General features: G+C 68.4%; 25 protein-coding genes. 12 read left to right on the top strand and 13 right to left on the bottom strand.

Annotated elements, in window-relative coordinates:
- Positions 1-4 precede the first annotated feature (4 nt).
- Positions 5-508 carry an N-acetyltransferase gene (locus EAO27_RS02015; protein ID WP_242776597.1) on the bottom strand — a complete coding sequence of 168 codons (504 nt, stop codon included), beginning with the start codon at positions 506-508 and terminating at the stop codon, positions 5-7.
- An 89-nt stretch (positions 509-597) separates the two neighbouring features.
- On the opposite strand from EAO27_RS02015, the gene EAO27_RS02010 reads away from it, so the two are divergent.
- Positions 598-969, top strand: a complete 372-nt coding sequence (locus EAO27_RS02010; protein WP_242776595.1) for a dihydroneopterin aldolase — start codon at positions 598-600, stop codon at positions 967-969.
- The gene (locus tag EAO27_RS02005) at positions 966-1,733 is read left to right on the top strand and encodes an SDR family oxidoreductase (protein ID WP_242776593.1); all 768 of its coding nucleotides are present in this window, start codon (positions 966-968) and stop codon (positions 1,731-1,733) included. The genes EAO27_RS02010 and EAO27_RS02005 overlap by 4 nt, the downstream gene beginning before the upstream one ends.
- 130 nt (positions 1,734-1,863) lie before the next feature.
- Here EAO27_RS02005 and EAO27_RS02000 read toward each other — a convergent pair whose 3' ends face one another.
- Positions 1,864-3,297 carry an NAD-dependent succinate-semialdehyde dehydrogenase gene (locus tag EAO27_RS02000; protein WP_242776591.1) on the bottom strand — a complete coding sequence of 478 codons (1,434 nt, stop codon included), beginning with the start codon at positions 3,295-3,297 and terminating at the stop codon, positions 1,864-1,866.
- 46 nt (positions 3,298-3,343) lie between these two features.
- The gene (locus EAO27_RS01995; protein WP_242776589.1) at positions 3,344-3,943 is read right to left on the bottom strand and encodes a TIGR02466 family protein; all 600 of its coding nucleotides are present in this window, start codon (positions 3,941-3,943) and stop codon (positions 3,344-3,346) included.
- Between the two features lie 46 nt (positions 3,944-3,989).
- On the opposite strand from EAO27_RS01995, the gene EAO27_RS01990 reads away from it, so the two are divergent.
- Together EAO27_RS01990 and EAO27_RS01985 are read left to right on the top strand one after the other, a co-directional pair.
- Positions 3,990-4,910, top strand: coding sequence for an SMP-30/gluconolactonase/LRE family protein (locus tag EAO27_RS01990; RefSeq protein WP_242776587.1), 921 nt, complete (start codon positions 3,990-3,992; stop codon positions 4,908-4,910).
- A 16-nt stretch (positions 4,911-4,926) separates the two neighbouring features.
- On the top strand, positions 4,927-5,616 hold the full coding sequence (locus EAO27_RS01985; protein ID WP_242776585.1) for a VIT family protein: 690 nt from the start codon (positions 4,927-4,929) through the stop codon (positions 5,614-5,616).
- On the opposite strand, the gene EAO27_RS01980 is transcribed toward EAO27_RS01985, so the two are convergent.
- Positions 5,613-5,996, bottom strand: a complete 384-nt coding sequence (locus tag EAO27_RS01980) for a DUF488 family protein (RefSeq protein WP_242776583.1) — start codon at positions 5,994-5,996, stop codon at positions 5,613-5,615. The two genes, EAO27_RS01985 and EAO27_RS01980, sit on opposite strands and share 4 nt — an antisense overlap.
- A gap of 57 nt (positions 5,997-6,053) precedes the next feature.
- On the opposite strand from EAO27_RS01980, the gene EAO27_RS01975 reads away from it, so the two are divergent.
- On the top strand, positions 6,054-7,160 hold the full coding sequence (locus EAO27_RS01975) for a DUF2855 family protein (protein ID WP_242776581.1): 1,107 nt from the start codon (positions 6,054-6,056) through the stop codon (positions 7,158-7,160).
- 69 nt (positions 7,161-7,229) lie between these two features.
- On the opposite strand, the gene EAO27_RS01970 is transcribed toward EAO27_RS01975, so the two are convergent.
- From EAO27_RS01970 to EAO27_RS01945, 6 genes are all read right to left on the bottom strand, one after another.
- Positions 7,230-7,784, bottom strand: coding sequence for a PepSY domain-containing protein (locus EAO27_RS01970; protein WP_242776579.1), 555 nt, complete (start codon positions 7,782-7,784; stop codon positions 7,230-7,232).
- Between the two features lie 103 nt (positions 7,785-7,887).
- A complete protein-coding gene (locus EAO27_RS01965) occupies positions 7,888-8,193 on the bottom strand; it encodes a hypothetical protein (protein WP_242776577.1) in 306 nt (101 codons plus the stop codon).
- Between the two features lie 104 nt (positions 8,194-8,297).
- Positions 8,298-8,795, bottom strand: coding sequence for a 30S ribosomal protein S9 (rpsI, locus tag EAO27_RS01960; RefSeq protein ID WP_242776575.1), 498 nt, complete (start codon positions 8,793-8,795; stop codon positions 8,298-8,300).
- Positions 8,795-9,274 (bottom strand): 50S ribosomal protein L13, encoded by a 480-nt coding sequence (rplM, locus tag EAO27_RS01955; protein ID WP_242776573.1) that lies wholly within the window; start codon positions 9,272-9,274, stop codon positions 8,795-8,797. Before rplM ends, rpsI begins: the two co-directional genes overlap by 1 nt.
- A 164-nt stretch (positions 9,275-9,438) precedes the next feature.
- Positions 9,439-10,203, bottom strand: coding sequence for a hypothetical protein (locus EAO27_RS01950; RefSeq protein WP_242776571.1), 765 nt, complete (start codon positions 10,201-10,203; stop codon positions 9,439-9,441).
- Between the two features lie 23 nt (positions 10,204-10,226).
- Complete coding sequence (locus tag EAO27_RS01945; protein WP_242776569.1) at positions 10,227-11,258, bottom strand: COX15/CtaA family protein; 1,032 nt, start codon at positions 11,256-11,258, stop codon at positions 10,227-10,229.
- A gap of 101 nt (positions 11,259-11,359) precedes the next feature.
- Here EAO27_RS01945 and EAO27_RS01940 point away from each other — a divergent pair, with 101 nt between their 5' ends.
- The 5 genes from EAO27_RS01940 to EAO27_RS01920 all read left to right on the top strand — a co-directional run bounded on the left by EAO27_RS01940 (position 11,360) and on the right by EAO27_RS01920 (position 15,271).
- A complete protein-coding gene (locus EAO27_RS01940) occupies positions 11,360-12,283 on the top strand; it encodes a M48 family metalloprotease (protein WP_242776567.1) in 924 nt (307 codons plus the stop codon).
- Between the two features lie 53 nt (positions 12,284-12,336).
- The gene (msrA, locus tag EAO27_RS01935; protein ID WP_242776565.1) at positions 12,337-12,873 is read left to right on the top strand and encodes a peptide-methionine (S)-S-oxide reductase MsrA; all 537 of its coding nucleotides are present in this window, start codon (positions 12,337-12,339) and stop codon (positions 12,871-12,873) included.
- Positions 12,874-13,007: 134 nt separating this feature from the next.
- Positions 13,008-13,553 carry a YfiR family protein gene (locus EAO27_RS01930; protein ID WP_242776563.1) on the top strand — a complete coding sequence of 182 codons (546 nt, stop codon included), beginning with the start codon at positions 13,008-13,010 and terminating at the stop codon, positions 13,551-13,553.
- Positions 13,550-14,755, top strand: coding sequence for a diguanylate cyclase (locus EAO27_RS01925; protein ID WP_242776561.1), 1,206 nt, complete (start codon positions 13,550-13,552; stop codon positions 14,753-14,755). The genes EAO27_RS01930 and EAO27_RS01925 overlap by 4 nt, the downstream gene beginning before the upstream one ends.
- Before the next feature lie 18 nt (positions 14,756-14,773).
- Positions 14,774-15,271, top strand: a complete 498-nt coding sequence (locus tag EAO27_RS01920) for an OmpA family protein (RefSeq protein ID WP_242776559.1) — start codon at positions 14,774-14,776, stop codon at positions 15,269-15,271.
- Positions 15,272-15,280: 9 nt separating this feature from the next.
- Here EAO27_RS01920 and EAO27_RS01915 read toward each other — a convergent pair whose 3' ends face one another.
- Positions 15,281-16,057, bottom strand: coding sequence for a hypothetical protein (locus tag EAO27_RS01915; protein ID WP_242776557.1), 777 nt, complete (start codon positions 16,055-16,057; stop codon positions 15,281-15,283).
- Positions 16,058-16,186: 129 nt separating this feature from the next.
- Between EAO27_RS01915 and galU the strand changes: the two genes are divergently transcribed.
- The gene (gene galU, locus EAO27_RS01910) at positions 16,187-17,050 is read left to right on the top strand and encodes a UTP--glucose-1-phosphate uridylyltransferase GalU (protein ID WP_242776555.1); all 864 of its coding nucleotides are present in this window, start codon (positions 16,187-16,189) and stop codon (positions 17,048-17,050) included.
- A 34-nt stretch (positions 17,051-17,084) separates the two neighbouring features.
- On the opposite strand, the gene aqpZ is transcribed toward galU, so the two are convergent.
- Entirely contained in the window at positions 17,085-17,810 is a 726-nt protein-coding gene (gene aqpZ, locus EAO27_RS01905) for an aquaporin Z (RefSeq protein WP_242776552.1), read from the bottom strand.
- Between the two features lie 99 nt (positions 17,811-17,909).
- A complete protein-coding gene (locus EAO27_RS01900; RefSeq protein WP_242776550.1) occupies positions 17,910-19,196 on the bottom strand; it encodes a methyl-accepting chemotaxis protein in 1,287 nt (428 codons plus the stop codon).
- A 177-nt stretch (positions 19,197-19,373) separates the two neighbouring features.
- Here EAO27_RS01900 and EAO27_RS01895 point away from each other — a divergent pair, with 177 nt between their 5' ends.
- Positions 19,374-19,679: a hypothetical protein gene (locus tag EAO27_RS01895; RefSeq protein ID WP_242776548.1), complete on the top strand. Its 306-nt coding sequence runs from the start codon at positions 19,374-19,376 to the stop codon at positions 19,677-19,679.
- Positions 19,680-19,698 lie beyond the last annotated feature (19 nt).

Here is a 19,698-nt window from a genome sequence, read left to right as displayed (position 1 = left end):
AGGCTCAGCGTGGCCCGATCATCCCCGCGCCCGTCGGAAGCGTATGACCGTTCACCGCACGCGCGAGCAGGCGGCGCTTTTCATACGGCCCCGGTAAATCCCATGCGCCGGTCGCATCGGCGGTGAAGCCGAAGAAGCGGCCGTAATATTCGGGGTCGCCGATCATCATCAGGGCGCTGTCGGCCTTTTGCTCGGCCGCCTCGAGCATCCGTGCCATCAACGCGCGGCCATAGCCGCCGCGCTGGAGGTCGGGGCGGACCGCGACCGGGCCGACCATCACCAGCGGCGTCGCGGTCCCGTCGGGCGCCCGGTGCGCGACCGGCCAGCACTGGATCGTGCCGACCAGTACGCCATCCTCGACGCGCGCGAAACTCAGCGCCGGAACCGCGGCCGTCCCTTCGCGAATGCGATAGGCGGTTCGGCCGAAGCGATCGCTTCCGAACGCGGCGTCGAGCAAAGCCTCGACCGCCGATGCCTCGATATTCGCCAATGGAAGTAACTCGACCAACGCATGCCCTTTCGCTAATGCGGCGGCGCTTTAGGGTCCGGGATCGGCGATGGAAAGCCGAATGTCGCCCCGCCGAACAGGAATTTCTTGTGACCGATACATTGTGGCTCGAGGTGGACGGGCTGACCGTCGATGTGCTTACCGGCATCTATTCCGAGGAAACCCATCTGCCGCAGCCGCTGCGCATCTCGGTGCGCGCAAAACTGGCGATGGCCGGCCATTATGATCCGACGACACCGCTCAGCCAGTCGAAGAATTACATGCACCTGAAATTCGCCGCAACCGAGGGACTGCCCAAGGATGTGCATTTCGTGCTGATCGAAAGCGTCGCCGACCATATCATCGACACGCTGTTCCTTCAGGACGACAAGGTCGAAGAGGTCGAGGTCAAGATCGTCAAGCTCGCGATCGCCGAGGAGGGCGAATCGATCGGCATCACGATGCGGCGCGCGCGCAAGTGACGCGGCCGCTCGCGCTCGTCACCGGCGGCCTGCACCGAATCGGCGCAGTGATCGCCGCGCGGCTGGCGCGCGACGGCTATGCGATCGCGATCCACAAGCGCAGCGACGGCGAGCCCGACGCGGTGCTCGCCGAAGCACTCGCCGAGACCGCCACCGACTGGCGCGACTTCGCCGCCGACCTGGGCGACCGCGACCAGGTCGATGCACTCGTCCCCGCGGTGATCGCGCATTTCGGGCGCGCACCGGCACTGCTGGTGAACAATGCTTCCTATTTTGCCGACGGCGACTGGCATCGGCTCGCGGGCCGGGACCTCGCGGAAGCGATGCAGGTCAACCATCATGCGCCGATCATGCTCGCGCGGGCGGTCGTCCAGGCCAACGCCGATGCGGATATCCGTCCCGCGATCGTCAACATCCTCGACCAGCGCGTCGTCAATCCGGTGCCCGACCAGCTCGCATACAGCCTGTCGAAACAGGCGCTCTATGCCGCAACATCAAGCCTCGCGGCGACCTTTGGCGGCAAGGCCCGCGTCAACGCGGTCGCGCCCGGCCTGACGCTGCCCACCGAGGATTACAGCGCGGCGCAGATGGAGCGGCTGGCGAAGCGGATGCCGCTCGGCGTGCTGCCGACCCCCGATCAGGTCGCGGACGCGGTGCTCTGGCTCGCGCGGGCCGAGGCCGTCACGGGGCAGACGATCTTCGTCGACGGCGGCGCGCATCTGGTGCAGTTCGACCGCGATTTCGTGGCGCTGGAGCGGGACTGAAACATCCTCCCTGCCGCGCAGCGAGGGCGAGGTGACGGCGCGAAGCGCAGACGGAGGGGCGAAGGACGCGACCTCGCGGCCTCCACCACCGCCTGCACTCCCCACGGCTTCGCCGCAGGGAGGATTTGCCTCAATAGATATGCACCGCCTTGGTCGCGAGATAGCCGTCGAGCCCCTCGGGCCCGCTCTCGCTGCCGAACCCCGATTCCTTGATCCCGCCGAAGGGCATGTCGTTCGCCGAGATCACGAAGCTGTTGATCCCGAGCATGCCGCTTTCGATGCCGTCGGCGATGCGGTTGATCCGGCGGCCGTTCTCGGTGAAGGCAAAGGCCGCGAGACCGTAGGGCAGCCGGTTCGCCTGTTCGAGCGCCTCGTCCTCGGTCGCGAAGGGCCGGATCAGCGCCATCGGACCGAAGGGTTCGTTGTTCATCGCATCGGCATCGAGGGGCACGTCGGCGAGCGCGGTCGGCTGGAAGAAATAGCCTTCGCCGGTCGCGGCGCCGCCCGCGATCAGCCGGGCGCCCTTGGCGGTCGCATCGGCGACCATGGCTTCCAGTGCCGGCGCGCGGCGCGCGTTGGCGAGCGGCCCCATCTGGGTGTCGGCGTCGAGTCCGCTGCCGACCTTCACCTTTGCGGTACGCTCGGCGAAACCCTTGACGAAGGCGTCGTAGATGGTCTGCTGGACATAGAAGCGCGTCGGCGAGACGCACACCTGCCCGGCGTTGCGGAATTTCTGCATCACGACGCGGTCGAGCGTCGCCTCGAGATCGCAATCGTCGAAGATCAGCACCGGGGCGTGGCCGCCCAATTCCATCGTGATCCGCTGCACGCGGTCGGCGGCGAGTTTCATCAGATGCTTGCCGACCGCGGTCGAACCGGTGAAGCTGACCTTGCGGATCACCGGACTGCCGAGCAGGTGCCGGCTGATCATGTCGGGGTTGCCGTAGACGAGCTGGACGACGTCGCCGGGCACGCCCGCGTCGGCGATGCAGCGCATGATCGCGCTGGTGCATCCCGGGGTCTCTTCGGGCGCCTTGGCGATCACGACGCAGCCCGCCGCGAGCGCGGGGGCGATCTTCTTGACCATCAGATTGACCGGGAAATTCCACGGGCTGAAGGCCGCGACGGGTCCGACGGGATGCTTTGTCACCATCGCGCGCTGGCCGGCCGGGCGCTGGAGCACGCGGCCCTCGATGCGTTTGCCCTGTTCGGCGAAATAGGCGAACAGCCCCGCCGCCGACAGTACTTCGCCGCGCGCCTCGGCGATCGGCTTGCCCTGTTCGAGCGTCAGCAGCGTCGCGATATGATCGACGCGTTCGCGGATGATCGCCGCGACCTTGTGCATCAGCGCGGCGCGCTCGTCGGGGGTCTTCGCCCGCCACACGGGCCAGCCGCGCGCCGCCGCGGCGAGCGCCTCGTCAAGGTCGGCGGCGGTCGCCACCGGCAGCTCGGCGATCGTGCCCGCAGTCGCCGGGTTGTGGACCGGCCGCGCCTCGCGCCCCTCGCCGCTCCGCCAGGCACCGTCGATGAAGAGCTGGAGGTCGGCGTCGTAGGTCGCGGTCATGGCATATCCCTTAAGGTGCTGGAGGATGGCTGCGATATAGGGCGGCTCAGCGATAGTTAAAGCTGATACTAATCCGTTCGCCCTTGCCGGCGTTGGGCATCACTTCGTGGCGCAGCCAGCTTTCCCACAGGAAGACGCGCCCCGCCGCAGGCTCGGCATAGACGAAGGGGAGCAGATGTTCGGGGGCGTCGTCGGTGCGCCCCGGCGCCGCCATCAACATCGCGAGCCGCGGGTCTTCGAGCTTGAGCGCGCCCGATCCCGGCGGGACCGCGACATAGAAAGTGCCCGACACGATGCTGTGCGGATGGATATGCCCGCTGTGGGTGCCGCCGGGCTTCAGGATATTGACCCACAGGCTGTCGAGCTTGAGCGGCTTCGCGAGGTCGAAATGGCACGCCCTGGCGAACGCCTTGACCTCCTTGTCGAGCAACCGCTTCAGGTCGTGGAACGCGGGATCGCGCTCGGGCAGGTCGCCGAGGCTCGCATAGCTGGTGTAGCCCCTGTAGCCATGCTCGCGGCTCCAGCTCCGCCCCGCGCGATCCTCTTCGGCGAACAGACGGCAGCTTTCCTCCAGTTCCTCCAGCAGGTCGGGCGTACCGACATCGGCTTCATAGAAATTTGTGGCGAAGAGCGAACGAACGGGCATGATGCGCGCAAAGCACAGCAGATGACCGAGAGCAAGGGAGACGAGGATGGCCGAGTTTGAACTGATCGCCGACGGATTGCGCTTTCCCGAGGCGCCCGTCGTCATGGACGACGGCAGCGTCATCGTCGTCGAGGTCGAGCCCGGACGGATCACCCGCTGCTGGCCCGGCGGCCGGAAACAGGTGATCGCGGAGCCCGGTGGCGGACCCAACGGCCTTGCCTTCGGCCCCGACGGCAAGCTTTATTGCTGCAACAACGGCGGGTTCAACTATGTCGAATCGAACGGCTATCTTGCCCCGCATGGGATCGCCGACGATTATTCGGGCGGGCGCATCGAACGCATCGACATCGAGACCGGCTCGGTCGAAATCCTCTACCGGTCGGGCGATCACGGCGTCACGCTGCGCGGCCCCAACGACATCATGTTCGACGCGCACGGCGGCTTCTGGTTCACCGACCATGGCAAGATGGACTTTGCCGCGCGCTGCCACGACATCGTCGGCATCTTCTATGCCAAGGCCGACGGCAGCTTCATCGAAGAGGTGATCTTCCCGAGCCACAATCCCAACGGCATCGGCATCTCGCCCGACGGCAGAAAGCTTTACGCCGCCGAAACCTATACCTGCCGCCTGACCCAGTTCAATATCATCGCCCCCGGCAAGGTCGACGGCGCGAGCGGCCCCGGCGGGCCCGGCATCCCGCTCTATCGCCCCGCGGGCTACAAATTCTTCGACAGCCTCGCGATGGAGGCGTCGGGCAATATCGCGGTCGCGACGATCGGCGAATGCGGGATCAGCGTCGTTTCGCCGCAGGGCGAACTGGTCGAATTCGTCGCGACCGACGACATCTTCACCACCAACATCGCTTTCGGTGGCCCCGACCGGCAGGATGCCTATATCACCCTGTCGGGCACCGGCCGGCTGGTGAAGACGCGCTGGGCCCGTCCGGGGCTGCAACTGCAATATTGAAAGGAAAAATGGGGCGATGCACCGCGAAACCCATGCCATCGAACGGATCGGCTGGCTGCGCGCCGCGATCCTCGGTGCCAATGACGGCATCGTATCGACCGCCAGCCTGATCGCCGGGGTCGCCGCAGCCGGCACCGCGCCCGATGCGATCCTGCTCACCGGCGTCGCAGGGCTGGTCGCGGGCGCGATGTCGATGGCGGCGGGCGAATATGTCTCGGTCAGCTCGCAGGCCGACGCCGAAAAGGCCGACATCGCCACCGAAAAGCACGAACTGGCGACCGATCCCGCCTTCGAGCTCGAGGAACTGACCCAGATCTACCAGGGCCGGGGACTCGACCGTCCGCTCGCGGAGCAGGTCGCGGCACAGCTCACCGCACACAATGCGCTCGACAGCCATCTGCGCGACGAACTGGGGCTGTCGCACACGACGCGCGCGCGGCCGATTCAGGCGGCGCTCGCCTCGGCGGCGAGCTTTGCGGTCGGCGCCGCGCTGCCGCTGCTGATCGTGCTGCTCGATACCGGAACCTCGCTGCCGTGGATCGTGTCGGCCGCCTCGCTGGTCTTCCTCGCGCTGCTCGGCGCGCTGGGCGCGTGGGCGGGGGGTGCTCCGCTGCTGCGCCCGGTCATCCGCGTCACCTTCTGGGGCGCGATGGCGATGGCGGCGACGATGGCGATCGGATCGTTGTTCGGGACGGCGGTCGGCTAGCGCGCGCGCAGCCACTCGCGCAGCGCGACGGCATTGTTCCGCGCTTCGTCCTTCGCGGCGTAGAGCAGGGTCACCGGGCCGGAGGTGACGGCGGCGTCGAACTGCGCCAGCGCCGCCGCGACCCCCGCGCCGCCCGCGTCGAGTTCGGCGAAATAGCCGCCGCGAAACGCGTCCCATGCCGCGTCCGACCCCGCGGTCTCGCCGTGGAAGCGCTTGCGCAGGTCGTCGCTCGGCGACAGCGGCCTGAGCCAGGCGGTCAGCGCAGCCTTCTCCTTCGACACCCCGCGCGGCCACAGCCGGTCGACGAGGAAGCGCGCGCCGTCACCCGGCCCCGCCGGTTCGTGGATGCGTTTGACCGCGATTGTCAGGGGCTTCGCCATCTGCAAGACTATCGGCCATCCCGCGTCCGCGGGCAAGACAATCGGAGGGGTCCGGCCATGAGCACAGCCAACTGGGCGATCGACATCGATCGCGACGATATCGCGCGCGCCGAACTGGTTGCCGATCCGCCCGCCCCGCTCGCGCCGGGCCAGCTGTGCGCCCGCATCGATCTTTATGCGATGACCGCGAACAACATCACCTACGCCGTGTTCGGCAAACCGTCGGGGCTGTTCGGCAACGACCAGGGCTATTGGGATTTCTTCGCCGACCGCGAAGCGCCCGGCCGCCTGCCGGTGTGGGGATTCGCCACCGTGACCGAGAGCGCCGCCGACGGCATCGCGGCCGGCGATCGCTTCTACGGCTATTATCCGATGGCCAGCGAGGCGGTGCTGACCGCAGGCAATATCGGTCCCGGGGGTTTCACCGACGTGACGCCGCGGCGCACGACCCTGCCCCCGATCTACAACCAGTATCAGCGGATCGAGGCGCTCCCCGACTATCGCGCCGCCGACCATGATTATTGGCCGGTGTTTCGCCCGCTGTTCCTGACCGGCTGGCTGATCGCCGACCAGTTCGAGGACGAGGGCGACTATGGCGCGGCGCAGATCCTGATCGCCAGCGCGTCGAGCAAGACCGCGATCGGTCTCGGCTTCTCGCTCGCCCGGCGGCCGGGGCCGCGCCCCGAGACGATCGGGCTCACCTCGCGCGCGAATGTCGTGAACCTTGCCGCGCAACATGTCTACGACCGCGTCATCGCCTATGAGGATATCATGACGCTCAGCCCCGCGGCGCCCGCGGCGCTCGTCGACATGGCGGGCAACGGCGCGGTGACGCGCGTCGTCCACAGCCATTTCGGAAACAATCTCAAGGCATCGATCATCGTCGGCAAGTCGCACTGGGACGCCGACGCAGGGCAGGCGGCGCTGCCCGGCCCCGAACGGCAGGGGTTCTTCGCCCCCGGCCGCAGCCAGAAACGCATCGCCGACTGGGGCGGCGCGGCGTTCGGCCAGAAGATCGCCGCCGCGTGGCTCGCCTTCATGGACGTCGCACCGCGCCTCGCGCGCATCGACCGGCGCAGCGGCGGCGCGGCGGCGCTTGCCGCCTACCGCGAGATGCTGTCGGGCACCGCCGATCCGGGCGCGGGGATCATCGTCGCGCCCTGACACGACCAATCCGCCGGTCGCCCCGCAGGGCTACGGCGGTGAATGATTCGACGCTAAACCGATCCGGCGTCAGCTCGCGGCCGCCATACCGATGAAGGCGACGAGCCCGACCGCCGATCCGATCATCGCGCCTCGCCGCAGGTTCGGAACGCGCAGCGCGACGATCAACCCCGACGTGACGAGGAAGAAAAGCCCGAGCGCAAGTACCGCCGCATAGATCTTGAACGGTGTCCCGCCCTTCGCCTTGTGCAGCTGGACGAAGAAGCGGTGCCAGCCGGTCTCCTTGACGATCAGCTTCGCGCTGGTCGCATCGGCACCGGGTTCGAGCGTCACGTCGCGGCGCGATCCGGTCCAGTCGAGCTGAAAGCTGCCGCCGACGGGCTTGACCGCAGCGCTTCCGGTCGGCGGGGCGATGTCGCGCGCCGCAAGCTCGCGGACGACGACCGCCTGCATCGCGGCGGCATCGTCGCTCAGCGGTGCCGACAGGGTCACGGCATAGTCGGTCGTCACATAGTCGCCCTTCACCCCCCAGGTGTAGAGCGACCCGGTCAGCAGATAGAGGAGGATGGCCGGAAAGAGGAAGGCGGCGACCAGCATATGCCAGCGAACCAGAAGGCGGTGCATGAAAACTCCTCGAAAACAGGCTCCGATCGGGCCGATCGGGAGCAATAATCAACCAGATCGCGACAGTTGCAACCCCATTTGGCGCCCCAAATGCGGGCGCCTTCTATCCCAGCCGGTGCGGCGCGGGATCGCCGCGCTCCGCGACGAGTTGCCGATAGGCCTCGGCGCGACAGCGAGCATGGATTTCGCCGAGTTCGGCGCGTGCGACCGGATGCTCCGCCGCCAGCCGGTCGAGGATCGCCGCATCGTCCGACAGCGCGATCCGGCGGACCAGTTCGTCGGCGGGCAGGCCGAGCGCCTCGGCGATCAGGCGAAAGCTCCGCGCCCGCTGGCGGAACTCGAAATCCATCAGCCGGGAGGATTCCTTTTCCTCCTTGCTGAGCAGGGCGCGGCGCAGATCGAACATCATGGCGGCAATCTAGGTCCCCGTGCGCGGCCCTGCAACGCGCCAACGAAAAAGGGCGGCCCGTTGCCGGACCGCCCTTTCCTTCTCCGCCCGTCGGCGGAAAACTCTTAGCGCTTCGAGAACTGGAAGCTGCGGCGAGCCTTGGCCCGGCCGTACTTCTTGCGCTCGACCGCGCGGCTGTCGCGGGTCAGGAAACCGGCCGACTTGACGGTGCCGCGCAGCGCGGGTTCGAAGCGGCTCAGCGCCTGCGCGATGCCGTGCAGCACGGCGCCCGCCTGGCCCGACAGGCCGCCGCCCTTGACGGTCGCGATCACGTCATACTGACCGACGCGTTCGGTCAGGCCGAACGGCTGGTTGATGACGAGGCGCAGCGTCGGACGCGCGAAATAGACTTCCTGATCGCGGCCGTTGACGATGATCTTGCCCGTGCCGGGCTTGACCCACACGCGGGCGACGGCGTCCTTGCGGCGGCCGGTCGCATAAGCGCGGCCCTGCGCATCGACCTGCTTCTCGCGCAGCGGCGCGGTGCTGATCGGGGCGGCAACGGTGCCTTCGACGGCGCCGGCGAGATCCTTGAGATCGGTCATGGTCTGTTCGTCAGCCATTATGCACCCACCTTGTTCTTGCGGTTCATCGACGCGACGTCGATCACTTCGGGGTTCTGCCCGGCATGCGGATGCTCGGTACCGGCGAAGATGCGCAGGTTGCGCATCTGCTGGCGACCAAGCGGACCGCGCGGGATCATGCGTTCGACGGCCTTTTCGAGCACGCGCTCGGGGAAACGGCCTTCCAGAACCTTCTGGGGGCTGGTTTCCTTGATGCCGCCGGCATAGCCGGTGTGCCGGTAATAGCGCTTGTCGGCCATCTTGTTGCCGGTGAACGCCACCTTCTCGGCGTTGATGACGATGACATTGTCACCGCAATCGACGTGCGGGGTAAAGCTCGGCTTGTGCTTGCCGCGCAGGATGTTGGCGATGATCGTCGCGACACGGCCCACGACCAGGCCCTCGGCGTCGATCAGCACCCATTTCTTTTCGACCGTTCCGGCATTCGCCGACTGGGTCGTCTTGGTCAGCGCCTTCATGGCACGCTCCTTGAGACAGGGACTTGGACGAATGGTTTCCGTCCGAAACAGACGCGCCGCACATGCCCGAGGCGGATAGAGCGGCGCTTCGGAGCGGGCCAATGGCCAAAGCGGCCCCGAAAGTCAAGCAGGCAGCGGCTTTGCTGACGGGTAAAATAATACCTTTACCCCGGATCGCCGGTGCTGAGCGCGCGAATGCGCTCCTCGGCAAGCGTCCTGCGGGCGCCATCGGGACTGTCGATCCAGCTCTGTCGTCGCTCGCCGAGGACCAGCCCGGTCCGGCTGTCGATCGACCAGTGCGTCTCGATGCCGAGCGGTGCGTCCGCGACCGGTTCCCCGCGCTCGGTCGCAACAATGATCTGCACCGCCCCGTCGCTGCGGATCGACACGCCCCCGCCCGCGACGCGGGGAATCGCGGCGTTGGCGGGCGCAACGAGCGCGCGAATGTCGGCCGTCACCAGCCTGTCGCGTTCGCCGGCCGGGAGCCGGGTGAGCAATTCGGCTACCCGCCGCGCCTCGGGCTCCTGCGCGGCCGCTGCGAGATCCTGCGTCCGTTGCCCCACGCGCGCCCACAGGGTTTCGGGATCGGCGAGCGCGACGTTCCGTCCGTCGCCGCCGACCAGATAGGAGACGGTTTCACCGACGATCGGCCGGAGCAAGCCGGTCAGGCCGCGAACCACCTCGGGCCGCGCATCGGATTCGATCCGGCGGAGCGTCGCATCGAGCCGGTAGCCGCGCCCCGCTTCCTGCCATTGCAGCGCATAGACGAGCGTGAAGCTGAGCATCGAGCCGCTTCGCCCGGCGCGGCGCGTCGTCACGCGGTAGGTCAGCGGCTGCCCGAGCGGCGGCGCAAAGCCCGGCACGGCAGCCGCGGCAGCCGCGGGCGAAACAACCGGAAGCGTGTCGGGCGCGGCGAGCAGCAAGGCCATGCTCGCCAAGGCGCCCGCCGCGATCATGCGGCGCGGCGGCCCAGTCGGTGCAACGCGGCCGCCGTGACCGCGACGAGGATCGCCCCGACCACCTGGTGCAGCACCGCGATCCACAGCGACACGCCGCTGAGCACGGTCCAGATGCCGAGCGACATCTGTGCCGCGACCACCGCGACGATCAGCGCCGCTTCGGTCCGGGCGCCGCGCCGCGCGAGCGTGCGCGCGAGCCACAGCAGCGCCAGCGCCGCCGCCCACGACCACCAGCGGTGCATGAAATGGAGCAGGAAGGGATCGTTGGTGATCGCGAGCCAGGCGCCGCCGCTCCAGTCGATACCCTCGGGCACCAGATGGTCGTTCATCAGCGGCCAGGTGCTGGCGACCTGGCCGGCATTGAGCCCGGCGACCCACGCGCCGAGCAGCAATTGCACGAACAGGATGCCGATCACGGCCAGCGAGAAGCCGGTCAGCCGCGCGGGCCGGGCCTGCCGGTTGCGCGCGAGCGCCGACAGGTCGCGCGCGGTCCAGACGAGCCCCGCGAGCAGGAAGAGCGCGGTGAGCAGGTGCGTCGCGAGCCGGTAGTGGCTGACGTCGACCCGATATTCGAGCCCGGAGGCGACCATCCACCAGCCGATCGCGCCCTGCAGCCCCACGAGCGAGGTCAGCGCGGCCAGCCGCCAGCCGTAGCCCGACGGGATCGCACGCCGCCAGGCGTACCAGAGCAACGGCACCACCATCGCCGCACCAACAAGGCGGCCGAGGATGCGGTGGACCCATTCCCAGAAGAAGATCGCCTTGAAAGCGTCGAGCGACATCCCCTTGTTGATCTCCCGATATTCGGGAATCTGCTTGTATTTCTCGAATTCCTTGACCCAGTCGGCCTCGTTGGTCGGCGGGATCACGCCCGATACGGGACGCCATTCGGTGATCGACAGCCCCGATTCGGTCAGGCGGGTAATACCGCCGACACCGACGACGACGACGACGAGCAGGGCAACGAGCCAGAGCCAGCGCGCGAGCGCGGTGGGGCGGGGAGCGGATCGGGGGGAATGCGCCATGGCCGCCCTATCGTCCTTCGCCCGCGGATAGGCAAGGGGCCGGGCCGCCAGGCCGCCGAAATTCATGGTCCGGTCGGCGCGCGCCTGATAGGCGGGCTGCGATGCGCCGCCGCCTGCCCCTCCTTCTGCTCGCCGCCGCGACCCTGCTCGCGCCCGGACCCGCAGCGGCAACGGACGTGGCGGCGCTCGCGCGGCAGGAAGCGCGCCTCGCCGACGCCGGCTGGCGGCTGACCACCGCGAGCGCACGCTGGTGCCCCGCGACCGCCCCGCAGCCCGGATGGATATTGAGCGATCCGCGGCGTTTCGATCCCGGCGACCGGCCGGGCGCCGAACGGGCCTATGGCGCGCGCGGCGACGGCCCCTTCATCGCCGCCATCGCCCCCGGATCGCCCGCCGCGCGCGCGGGACTGGCGGTCGGCACCCGCCTCGCCGCGATGGAGGGCGTCCCGATCCCGGTCTTCGGCGACGGCCCGACGCTCCGCATCGACGCCGTCATCGCGATGCTGGCCGTGCACGACCCCACCGCGCCGCTGACGGTGACCGACGGCGACGGCACACTCCACCGGCTCGACGCGGCGCCGGGCTGCGCCAGCGCGTTTCGTATCGAGCGCAGCGGCGCGCAGGCCGCCGCCAATGGCCAGCTCGTCCGGCTTCGTCTCGACCTCGCGCGATCGATCGCCGACGACGGCGAATTGGCCGCGGTGGTCGCGCACGAACTGGCGCACAACATCCTGCGCCACCGCGCGCGGCTTGCAGATGATCGCTCGATCGAGCGCGTCCGCGCGACCGAGATCGAGGCCGACCGGCTGTCGGTGTGGCTGCTCGCCGATGCGGGATATGATCCGCTGGCGGCGGTGCGCTTCTGGCAGCGGCACAAGAAACCGCTGATCCGCGCCGCCACGCATCCGCCGCGATCAAGACGCATCGCCGCGATCGAGGCGGAGATCGCCGCGATGCGCACCGCGCGCGTCGCCGATCCCGCGGCCAGACCCCCGCTGCTCGCCGCGCTTGCCCCCTTGGAATAAGTGGGCGCCGCCCTATTTTGAGGGGCTCATTCCACCCCAGCAAGGACCGACCCATGACCCGAGAAACCGCGATCTTCGCCGGAGGCTGCTTCTGGTGCACCGAGGCGGTGTTCCAGTCGCTCGCGGGGGTCGAAAGCGTCGAGAGCGGCTATATCGGCGGCAGCGTGCCCGACCCGACCTACAAGCAGGTGTGCGGGGGCGACACCGGCCATGCCGAGGCGATCCGTATCGCCTTCGACCCCGCCGTCCTGTCCTACGGCGACCTGCTCGACGTGTTTTTCGCGACGCACGATCCGACCCAGCTCAACCGCCAGGGCAACGACATCGGCACCCAGTATCGCAGCGCGATCTTCCCGCTCGACGCCGCGCAGGGCGATGCCGCGCGCGCCGGAATCGCGCGCGCGCAGCCCGACTGGCCGGCGCCGATCGTGACCTCGGTCGAGGCCGCATCGGACTGGTATCCCGCCGAGGATTATCATCAGGCCTATTGGGACGGCGAAGGCCAGCGCAATCCCTATTGCATGGCGGTGATCCCGCCGAAGCTCGCCAAACTGCGCAAGGGCTTCGCCGACCGGCTGCGTAGCAGCTAGGCCGATTCGTCGCGCCGGGCGCGTCAAAATGACGCCATGACACCGGTTTTCATTGACTTTCGGGCGGTTTGGGCTAGCGGACGCCGCCACATTCGGGCAGCCTGTCCGTCCTGTGATTGGGGGTCTGACGTCGCGTGCTGGCATCGCTGTTCCTGATCGGCGCGCTGTCGACGACGCCGCAGATGTCGGTTCAGGCGGCCAGCCAGACGATCGTCGAGGATGAGAGCGGCGGCGTGTCCGGCGCGGTCAACCGGATGCTCGGCGGCATCGTCTCCTATGTGCGCTGGCCCGCTCCTGTCGAACCGGTCAAGACTTTGTGCGTCGTCGGCGGTCCGCGGCTGACCGACCGGATCGCGCCCGACGTACCCGGGCGCGGCCCCGCGATCGCGGTGCGCCGCACGACCGTCGCGGCGGCAACCGCGGCCGGCGACTGCGACATCCTGTTCCTCGGTCGCCTGCCCGACGCCGACCGCAACCGGCTGATCGGCTGGGTCCGCAACCGCCCGGTGCTGACGATCAGCGACGACGATCCCGACTGCCTCCACGGCGCGATGTTCTGCCTCGTGCACCGGCGGGGCGGATTGAGCTTCTCGGTCAATCTCGACGCGATCGCGCGCGGACCGCTGCGCATCGACCCGCGCGTGCTGAAGATCGGCCGGGGCGACGGAGGCGGAACATGAGCCGCCGCCCCGCACCGCGCACGACGCTGCAAAAGCTGCTGTCGCGCTTTCATTTCGGCATCACCCTCTTTGCCGTCGCGCTGTCGGGGCTGACGATCCTGCTCGCGGGCATCACCGCGATGCGCGGCTACGCCGACCGCAATGTCGAGCTCGCGGCGCAACTCGGCGCCTATGGTGTCGAACCTGCGCTGGTGTTCAATGACGCCGTCGCCGCGCGCGAGGGGCTGGAGCCGCTGACCAAGATCGACGGTATCGCCCGGCTGCGCGTGCTCGATCACCGCGGCCGCCCGCTGACCGAATGGGCGTCGCCGCGCCCCGATCCGGCCCCGCTGCTGACGCGCGTCTTCTTTCCCGAACCCTATGCCGTCGCGATCCGGCGCAACGGGTCGGAGATCGGGACGATCGAGGTGTGGGGCGACAGTTCGACCGTCATCGACTATGTGCGGATCGGCCTGCTCGCGGGTCTGGCCTGCCTGGTCGTCACCGCGTTGGGGACGATCGCGCTCGCGCGCCGGTTCGAATATGAGCTGGTCAAACCGCTCAACGAGATCGCGACCGTGGCGCACGACGTGCGCCTGCACCGCCGCTTCGAAAAGCGTGTCCAGCCGCTCGGCATCGCCGAGCTCGACCGGCTCGGCGGCGATATCAACGCGCTGCTCGACGAATTGCAGGGCTGGCAGGGCCGCATGGAAAGCGAGCGTGCCGCGCTCGCGCACAGGGCCTCGCACGACGCGCTCACCGCGCTGCCCAACCGCGCCGCCTTCGACGAACAGCTCGCACTGCGCGTCGCCGCGGCGGCGCAGCGCGGCGACCGGCTCGCGCTGCTCTTCGTCGATGCCGACAATTTCAAGGCCGCCAACGACCGGTTCGGCCACGCTGCGGGCGATGCGGTGCTCGTCGCGCTGTCGCGCTGCATCCGCGACACGCTCCGCAACGGCGATTTCGCCGCGCGCATGGGCGGCGACGAATTTGTGGTTCTTGTCGATCCGCTCGACCCCGATACCGAGCCCGAGGCGCTCGCCGACCATCTGCGCACCTGTATCGCGCAACCGGTCACGCTGCCCGACGGCGCCGTCTATCGCCCGTCGGCAAGCGTGGGAGTCGCGGTTTTCCCGGACGACGCGGCCGACGCAACCGCCCTGCTCACCATGGCCGATGCGGCAATGTACGCCGACAAGCTGTCCAACCGCTCCCCCCTCTGAAACCGAAAGCGTGAACCGATGACCCCCGCATTGCCCCGCCCGATCCGTTCCTTCCTGATCCTTGCCGTCGCCACGCTGCTCGCGGCCTGCCAGAGCCTGCCGCCGCAGACCGGATTCAATGCCGAACAGGTCGCGGTCCTCAAGGCGGAGGGTTTCGTCGAAACCGACACGGGCTGGGAACTGACGCTCCCCGAACGCCTGCTCTTCGCGACCGACGATGCCAATCTGAAGCCCGAGCAGATCGAGGTCATCGCCAATGTCGCGCGGCGGCTGGCGTCGGTGGGCATCGTCTCGGCGCGGGTAGAGGGTCACACCGATTCGACCGGCAGCGACGCCTACAACCTCAAGCTGTCGCAGGCGCGCGCCGAGGTCGTCGCCGGCCCGATGCGCGCGAACGGCATGACGCTGTCCCCCGAACAGGTGGTCGGACGCGGCGAAGCCCTGCCGCTGTCGGACAATGCCACCGCCGAAGGACGCCAGGACAACCGCCGCGTGGTCGTGATCGTCGAACCCTGACGCCGGGCGTCAGGGCTTGGCGCTGCGCTGGCGCTCCTGTTCCTCGATGAAACCGAGCAGGGCATCGCCCAGCTCGCGCTCGACCCGCGCCTGGGTTGCCGGTGACAGGTCGCGGTTCATCCACTGCCGGTCGATTTCGTTCTTCTGGTCGACGAGCCGCGTCATCTTGCGCCCGGTCGGGGTCAGCCCGAAGCGCATGATCGCGATCCGCTGTTGCGGGGTCAGTTCGCGCACCCCCTTGCTCACCGCTTTCTTCTTGTCGGCTTCGACCGCGTTGCCGCTGATCTCGGGCGCGCCCTCCTGATCCAGCTGCGTCACGATTTCCTTCGCCGAGGACGCATAGTCCATGTGGCCGGCAACCGAACGCAGCAGCGTCTGCCCGACGTCGGATCGCCAGAAGGTCGCCAGTTCGCCAATCTCTTTGGTGGTGAAGTTGGCCGCGAAAAATTCGCCGACCGCCTGGTTATATTCGGGCAGGATCTGCGCCAGTTCGCTCGTCATGATCGGCCGCAGCGTATCGAGGAACAATTTTTCGATACCCGGATATTCCTGTTTGAGCGCGGCAAGATTGGGATCGGTCGTGAACGCGTGGGTCGCGATGGTCGTCAGCATCCGCTCGGCCTGCTGGTCGATCTGGTTCATTCCGTTGACGAACCGCGCCAGCTCGATCGCCGCCGCCATATGCGAATCGGTGGGCGCCGCCACCGGAACCGTCTCGCCGGCAGTGGACGCCGCCGGCAAGACGAAAAGCACGGCACCAAGGCTGGCAGTGATCAAAGCACGCATGGATTCCCCCCATCGACCGCTTGCGCAGCGCCCGCGCATCGCGCCATTCGACTTGCGCAGAAGTCGCCGCGATGCAACGGATTTTCCGCTTCTTTTCTTGGTCTCAATTCGGCGCTAAGCCCGGGCGCCATGAAACCGATCCGCAAAGCCGTCTTTCCCGTCGCCGGCCTTGGCACGCGCTTCCTGCCCGCGACCAAGGCGATCCCGAAGGAGATGCTGCCGGTCGTCGACCGGCCGCTGATCCAATATGCGGTCGACGAGGCGCGCGAGGCGGGGATCGAGCAGATGATCTTCGTCACCGGACGCGGCAAGAGCGCGATCGAGGATCATTTCGACATCGCCTTCGAACTCGAAAAGACGATGTCCGAACGCGGCAAGGACCTGTCGGTGCTCGAACCGACGCGGCTCGGCCCGGGCAATTGCGCCTATGTCCGCCAGCAGGAACCGCTCGGGCTCGGTCATGCGATCTGGTGTGCGCGCGACATCGTCGGCGACGAACCCTTTGCGATCTTCCTGCCCGACGAATTCATGCACGGCAGCCCCGGCTGCATGAAGCAGATGGTCGACGCCTATGCGCGCGTCGGCGGCAACCTGCTGTCGGTGCTCGAAGTGCCGCGCGAACAGGTGTCGAGCTATGGCGTCATCACCCCGGGGACACGCGACGGCGCGCTGACCGAGGTCCGGGGACTGGTCGAAAAGCCGCGGATCGAGGATGCGCCCTCGAACCTCATCGTCTCGGGCCGCTATATCCTCCAGCCCGAGGTGATGCGCGTGCTCGAACAGCAGGAAAAGGGCGCCGGCGGCGAGATCCAGCTCACCGACGCGATGGCCGAGATGATCGGCGACCAGCCGTTCCACGCGGTGACCTTCGACGGCGCGCGCTACGACTGCGGGTCGAAGGCCGGCTATATCCAGGCCAATCTGGCGGTCGCGCTCGAACGCCCCGACATCGCGGCCGACGTCCGCGCCTTCGCGGTCGACCTGCTCAAATAGGAGGGGCGGAGGCTAACCTCCGCCCGCCTCCCGTTCACTCGCCCTCGATATTGGGCTTTGGAAAGCTGTCGGCACCCACCTTGCGATAGAGAAAGCCGCCGACGAGCCCGCCGACGAGCGGTGCGAGCCAGAACAGCCAGAGCTGCTGCAGCGCCAGCCCGCCGACGACGAGCGCCGGGCCGGTGCTGCGCGCCGGATTGACCGACGTGTTGGTCACCGGGATCGAGATCAGGTGGATCAGGGTGAGCGCGAGCCCGATCGCGATCGGCGCAAAGCCGGCGGGCGCACGGCCGTCGGTCGATCCCATGATGATCCACAGGAAGAAGGCGGTGAGCAGGATTTCGATGATCAGCGCCGAGGTGATGTCGTAGCCGCCCGGCGACCCTGCCGCATAGCCGTTTGCCGCAAGACCCTTGGTTGCAAGGTCGAACGCCGGATTGCCCGCCGCGACATGCCAGAGCAGAAAGGCCGCGACGATCGCGCCGAGCACCTGCGCAATCACGTAGAGCGGGATATCGCGCGCGTCGAAGCGCCCGCCGGCCCACAGCCCCACGGTGACCGCGGGATTGAGATGGCAGCCCGAAATATGGCCGATGGCATAGGCCATGGTGACCACCGTCAGGCCGAACGCCAGCGAAACCCCGAGCAGGCCGATGCCGACGTCGGGAAAGGCCGCCGCCAGCACCGCGCTGCCGCAGCCGCCGAACACGAGCCAGAAGGTGCCGATGAACTCGGCAAGACCGCGTTGCATGTTACTCATATGACCCTCTCCTCCCCGCCGGGACGGTCAAGGCGCCGCCGGCGCGAGGGGAAGACTAGCGATTTTGCGCGCCACGGCAAGGATTTGGCAAATCACCCGTCAGGCGGCGGCGACCGCCTCGACGAAATGGCGCGTGCGCTGGTGGAGCGACAGCGCCGCGCCCGACAGGTCGGCCGAGAGGCGCCCGAGCATCGCAGCGTCGTCACCGACCGCCGCCGCGCCGCGGCCGATCTGCCGCACCCGCGTCTCGATCTCGTGGCCCGCACCGACCGCCTGCTCGACATAGGCGGCAATCGTCAGCGTCGTCGCGCTCTGTCCGCCGACCGCATGGTCGACGGCATCCGAAAAGCCGTTGGTCGCGTCGATCGCGCGCTCGACGTCGGCGAAACCCTCGGCGACATGTCCGACGATCGCACGGATGCGCTCGACGTGCCCCGCGATGTCGCCCGCTGCCGCGCGCGTCTGTCCGGCGAGCGCCTTCACCTCGGTCGCGACGACCGCAAAACCGCGCCCGGCGTCGCCGGCGTGCGCCGCCTCGATCCCGGCGTTGAGCGCGAGCATGTTGGTGCGGCGCGCCATATCGATGATCAGCGCCAGCATCTGTTCGATCGCCTGGCTCGCTTCGCGCAGCGCGGCGGTGCGCTCGCCCGCAAGGCGGACCTTCTGGTGCGCGTCGTGGCGTACCGAGCGGGCATGCGCGCCGTCGTCGACGATCCGCTGCATCGCCGCCGCGAGCGCCTGCCCCCGGTCGCCGAGTTCGTGGAGCCCGGTCAGCGTCTGCGCCGTTGCCCCCGCGACCGACACCGCGTCGCTTCCCGCCTGCTGCGCGCGCGCCGCAAGTTCGCCAGCGACCGCCTCGACGTCGCGCGCGGTCGCCGAAAGGGCGCTGGTCAGCGCCGCGACGTCGCGTTCGAAGCCGCGCCCGGCCGCATCGATCCGCGCCGCGCGCGCGCCGCCCTCCTGCGCCAGTTCAACCTCGCGCAGCATCGCGAGCCGCGCGAGCTGGCCGGCGTCGAGCGTCTCCACGAACCGCCCCTCGCGCACCAGCAGCAGGCCTTCGGCCCCGCCCGAACGCGACGCCAGCGCGAGCAGCGCCGCGGTCGTCTCGCCGACGTCGGCGACGGGGCACGGCTCGATCATCGACGCGATCGAACCGCCGATCGTCGGGTTCTGCATCAGCGAGAACCAATAGGGACAGAAGAGCAGTTCGCGCACGCGCTGTTCGCGGATGATCCCGACGGGGCGATCGCCGGCATCGAGCACCGCAAGGATGCGCAGCCGCGGGTCGCCGCGAAAGGCGTCGATCACCCGCGACAGCGACGCATCGGTGCGGACGGCGGCCTCGTGGCCGGAGACGGGGGCAAGCAGGTCGGGCGCGGCGGTCATGGCGATCTTTGGTCAGCGGATGGTCACGCCGACCTAGAACGCGATAGTAAAGACAGATTTAACCATTTGTTTCAGTGATATGACACTATGGCGCCGCGCACCGTCCGCCCGCCGCAATCCGCTGTTCAGCGGTGCCGCGATATGCGATGAAATCCGCCCGGCCAAAAGGATCGAACGATGCGCGCGATACTCCTTCCCCTGATCGCCCTTCCGCTGCTCGGCGGCTGCGTCAGCGCGGTCAAGACCGTCGTCACCGCGCCGGTGAAGGCGGTGAGTCAGGTCGCCGACTGGTCGACCACCAGCCAGGACGAAGCCGACCGCAACCGCGGCCGCGCGATGCGCGAGCGCGAGGAGACACTCGGCAAGCTGTCGCGCCAGCGCGACAAGGCCGCCGAAAAATGCCGCGACGGCCGCGAAGACCAGTGCCAGCGCGCCGAAGTGCTCGAACATGAGATCGAAGCGGTGATGGCGCAGCCGATCTGATCCGGCCGGGGCGCCCCGG

Origin of the sequence: Sphingopyxis sp. YF1, from assembly GCF_022701295.1 — a bacterium.
Taxonomy (GTDB): Bacteria; Pseudomonadota; Alphaproteobacteria; order Sphingomonadales; family Sphingomonadaceae; genus Sphingopyxis.
The sequence above is the reverse complement of the archived record's forward strand: the minus strand, read 5'-3'. Positions and strand labels throughout refer to the sequence as shown.

Coding starts and splice junctions, on each gene's coding strand:
- EAO27_RS02000 (WP_242776591.1), bottom strand. CDS start 3,297: ATGACCGCGACCTACGACGCCGACCTCCAGCTCTTCATCGACGGTGCC.
- EAO27_RS01995 (WP_242776589.1), bottom strand. CDS start 3,943: ATGCCCGTTCGTTCGCTCTTCGCCACAAATTTCTATGAAGCCGATGTC.
- EAO27_RS01990 (WP_242776587.1), top strand. CDS start 3,990: ATGGCCGAGTTTGAACTGATCGCCGACGGATTGCGCTTTCCCGAGGCG.
- EAO27_RS01985 (WP_242776585.1), top strand. CDS start 4,927: ATGCACCGCGAAACCCATGCCATCGAACGGATCGGCTGGCTGCGCGCC.
- EAO27_RS01980 (WP_242776583.1), bottom strand. CDS start 5,996: ATGGCGAAGCCCCTGACAATCGCGGTCAAACGCATCCACGAACCGGCG.
- EAO27_RS01975 (WP_242776581.1), top strand. CDS start 6,054: ATGAGCACAGCCAACTGGGCGATCGACATCGATCGCGACGATATCGCG.
- EAO27_RS01970 (WP_242776579.1), bottom strand. CDS start 7,784: ATGCACCGCCTTCTGGTTCGCTGGCATATGCTGGTCGCCGCCTTCCTC.
- EAO27_RS01965 (WP_242776577.1), bottom strand. CDS start 8,193: ATGATGTTCGATCTGCGCCGCGCCCTGCTCAGCAAGGAGGAAAAGGAA.
- rpsI (WP_242776575.1), bottom strand. CDS start 8,795: ATGGCTGACGAACAGACCATGACCGATCTCAAGGATCTCGCCGGCGCC.
- rplM (WP_242776573.1), bottom strand. CDS start 9,274: ATGAAGGCGCTGACCAAGACGACCCAGTCGGCGAATGCCGGAACGGTC.
- EAO27_RS01950 (WP_242776571.1), bottom strand. CDS start 10,203: ATGGCCTTGCTGCTCGCCGCGCCCGACACGCTTCCGGTTGTTTCGCCC.
- EAO27_RS01945 (WP_242776569.1), bottom strand. CDS start 11,258: ATGGCGCATTCCCCCCGATCCGCTCCCCGCCCCACCGCGCTCGCGCGC.
- EAO27_RS01940 (WP_242776567.1), top strand. CDS start 11,360: ATGCGCCGCCGCCTGCCCCTCCTTCTGCTCGCCGCCGCGACCCTGCTC.
- msrA (WP_242776565.1), top strand. CDS start 12,337: ATGACCCGAGAAACCGCGATCTTCGCCGGAGGCTGCTTCTGGTGCACC.
- EAO27_RS01925 (WP_242776561.1), top strand. CDS start 13,550: ATGAGCCGCCGCCCCGCACCGCGCACGACGCTGCAAAAGCTGCTGTCG.
- EAO27_RS01920 (WP_242776559.1), top strand. CDS start 14,774: ATGACCCCCGCATTGCCCCGCCCGATCCGTTCCTTCCTGATCCTTGCC.
- EAO27_RS01915 (WP_242776557.1), bottom strand. CDS start 16,057: ATGCGTGCTTTGATCACTGCCAGCCTTGGTGCCGTGCTTTTCGTCTTG.
- galU (WP_242776555.1), top strand. CDS start 16,187: ATGAAACCGATCCGCAAAGCCGTCTTTCCCGTCGCCGGCCTTGGCACG.
- aqpZ (WP_242776552.1), bottom strand. CDS start 17,810: ATGAGTAACATGCAACGCGGTCTTGCCGAGTTCATCGGCACCTTCTGG.
- EAO27_RS01900 (WP_242776550.1), bottom strand. CDS start 19,196: ATGACCGCCGCGCCCGACCTGCTTGCCCCCGTCTCCGGCCACGAGGCC.
- EAO27_RS01895 (WP_242776548.1), top strand. CDS start 19,374: ATGCGCGCGATACTCCTTCCCCTGATCGCCCTTCCGCTGCTCGGCGGC.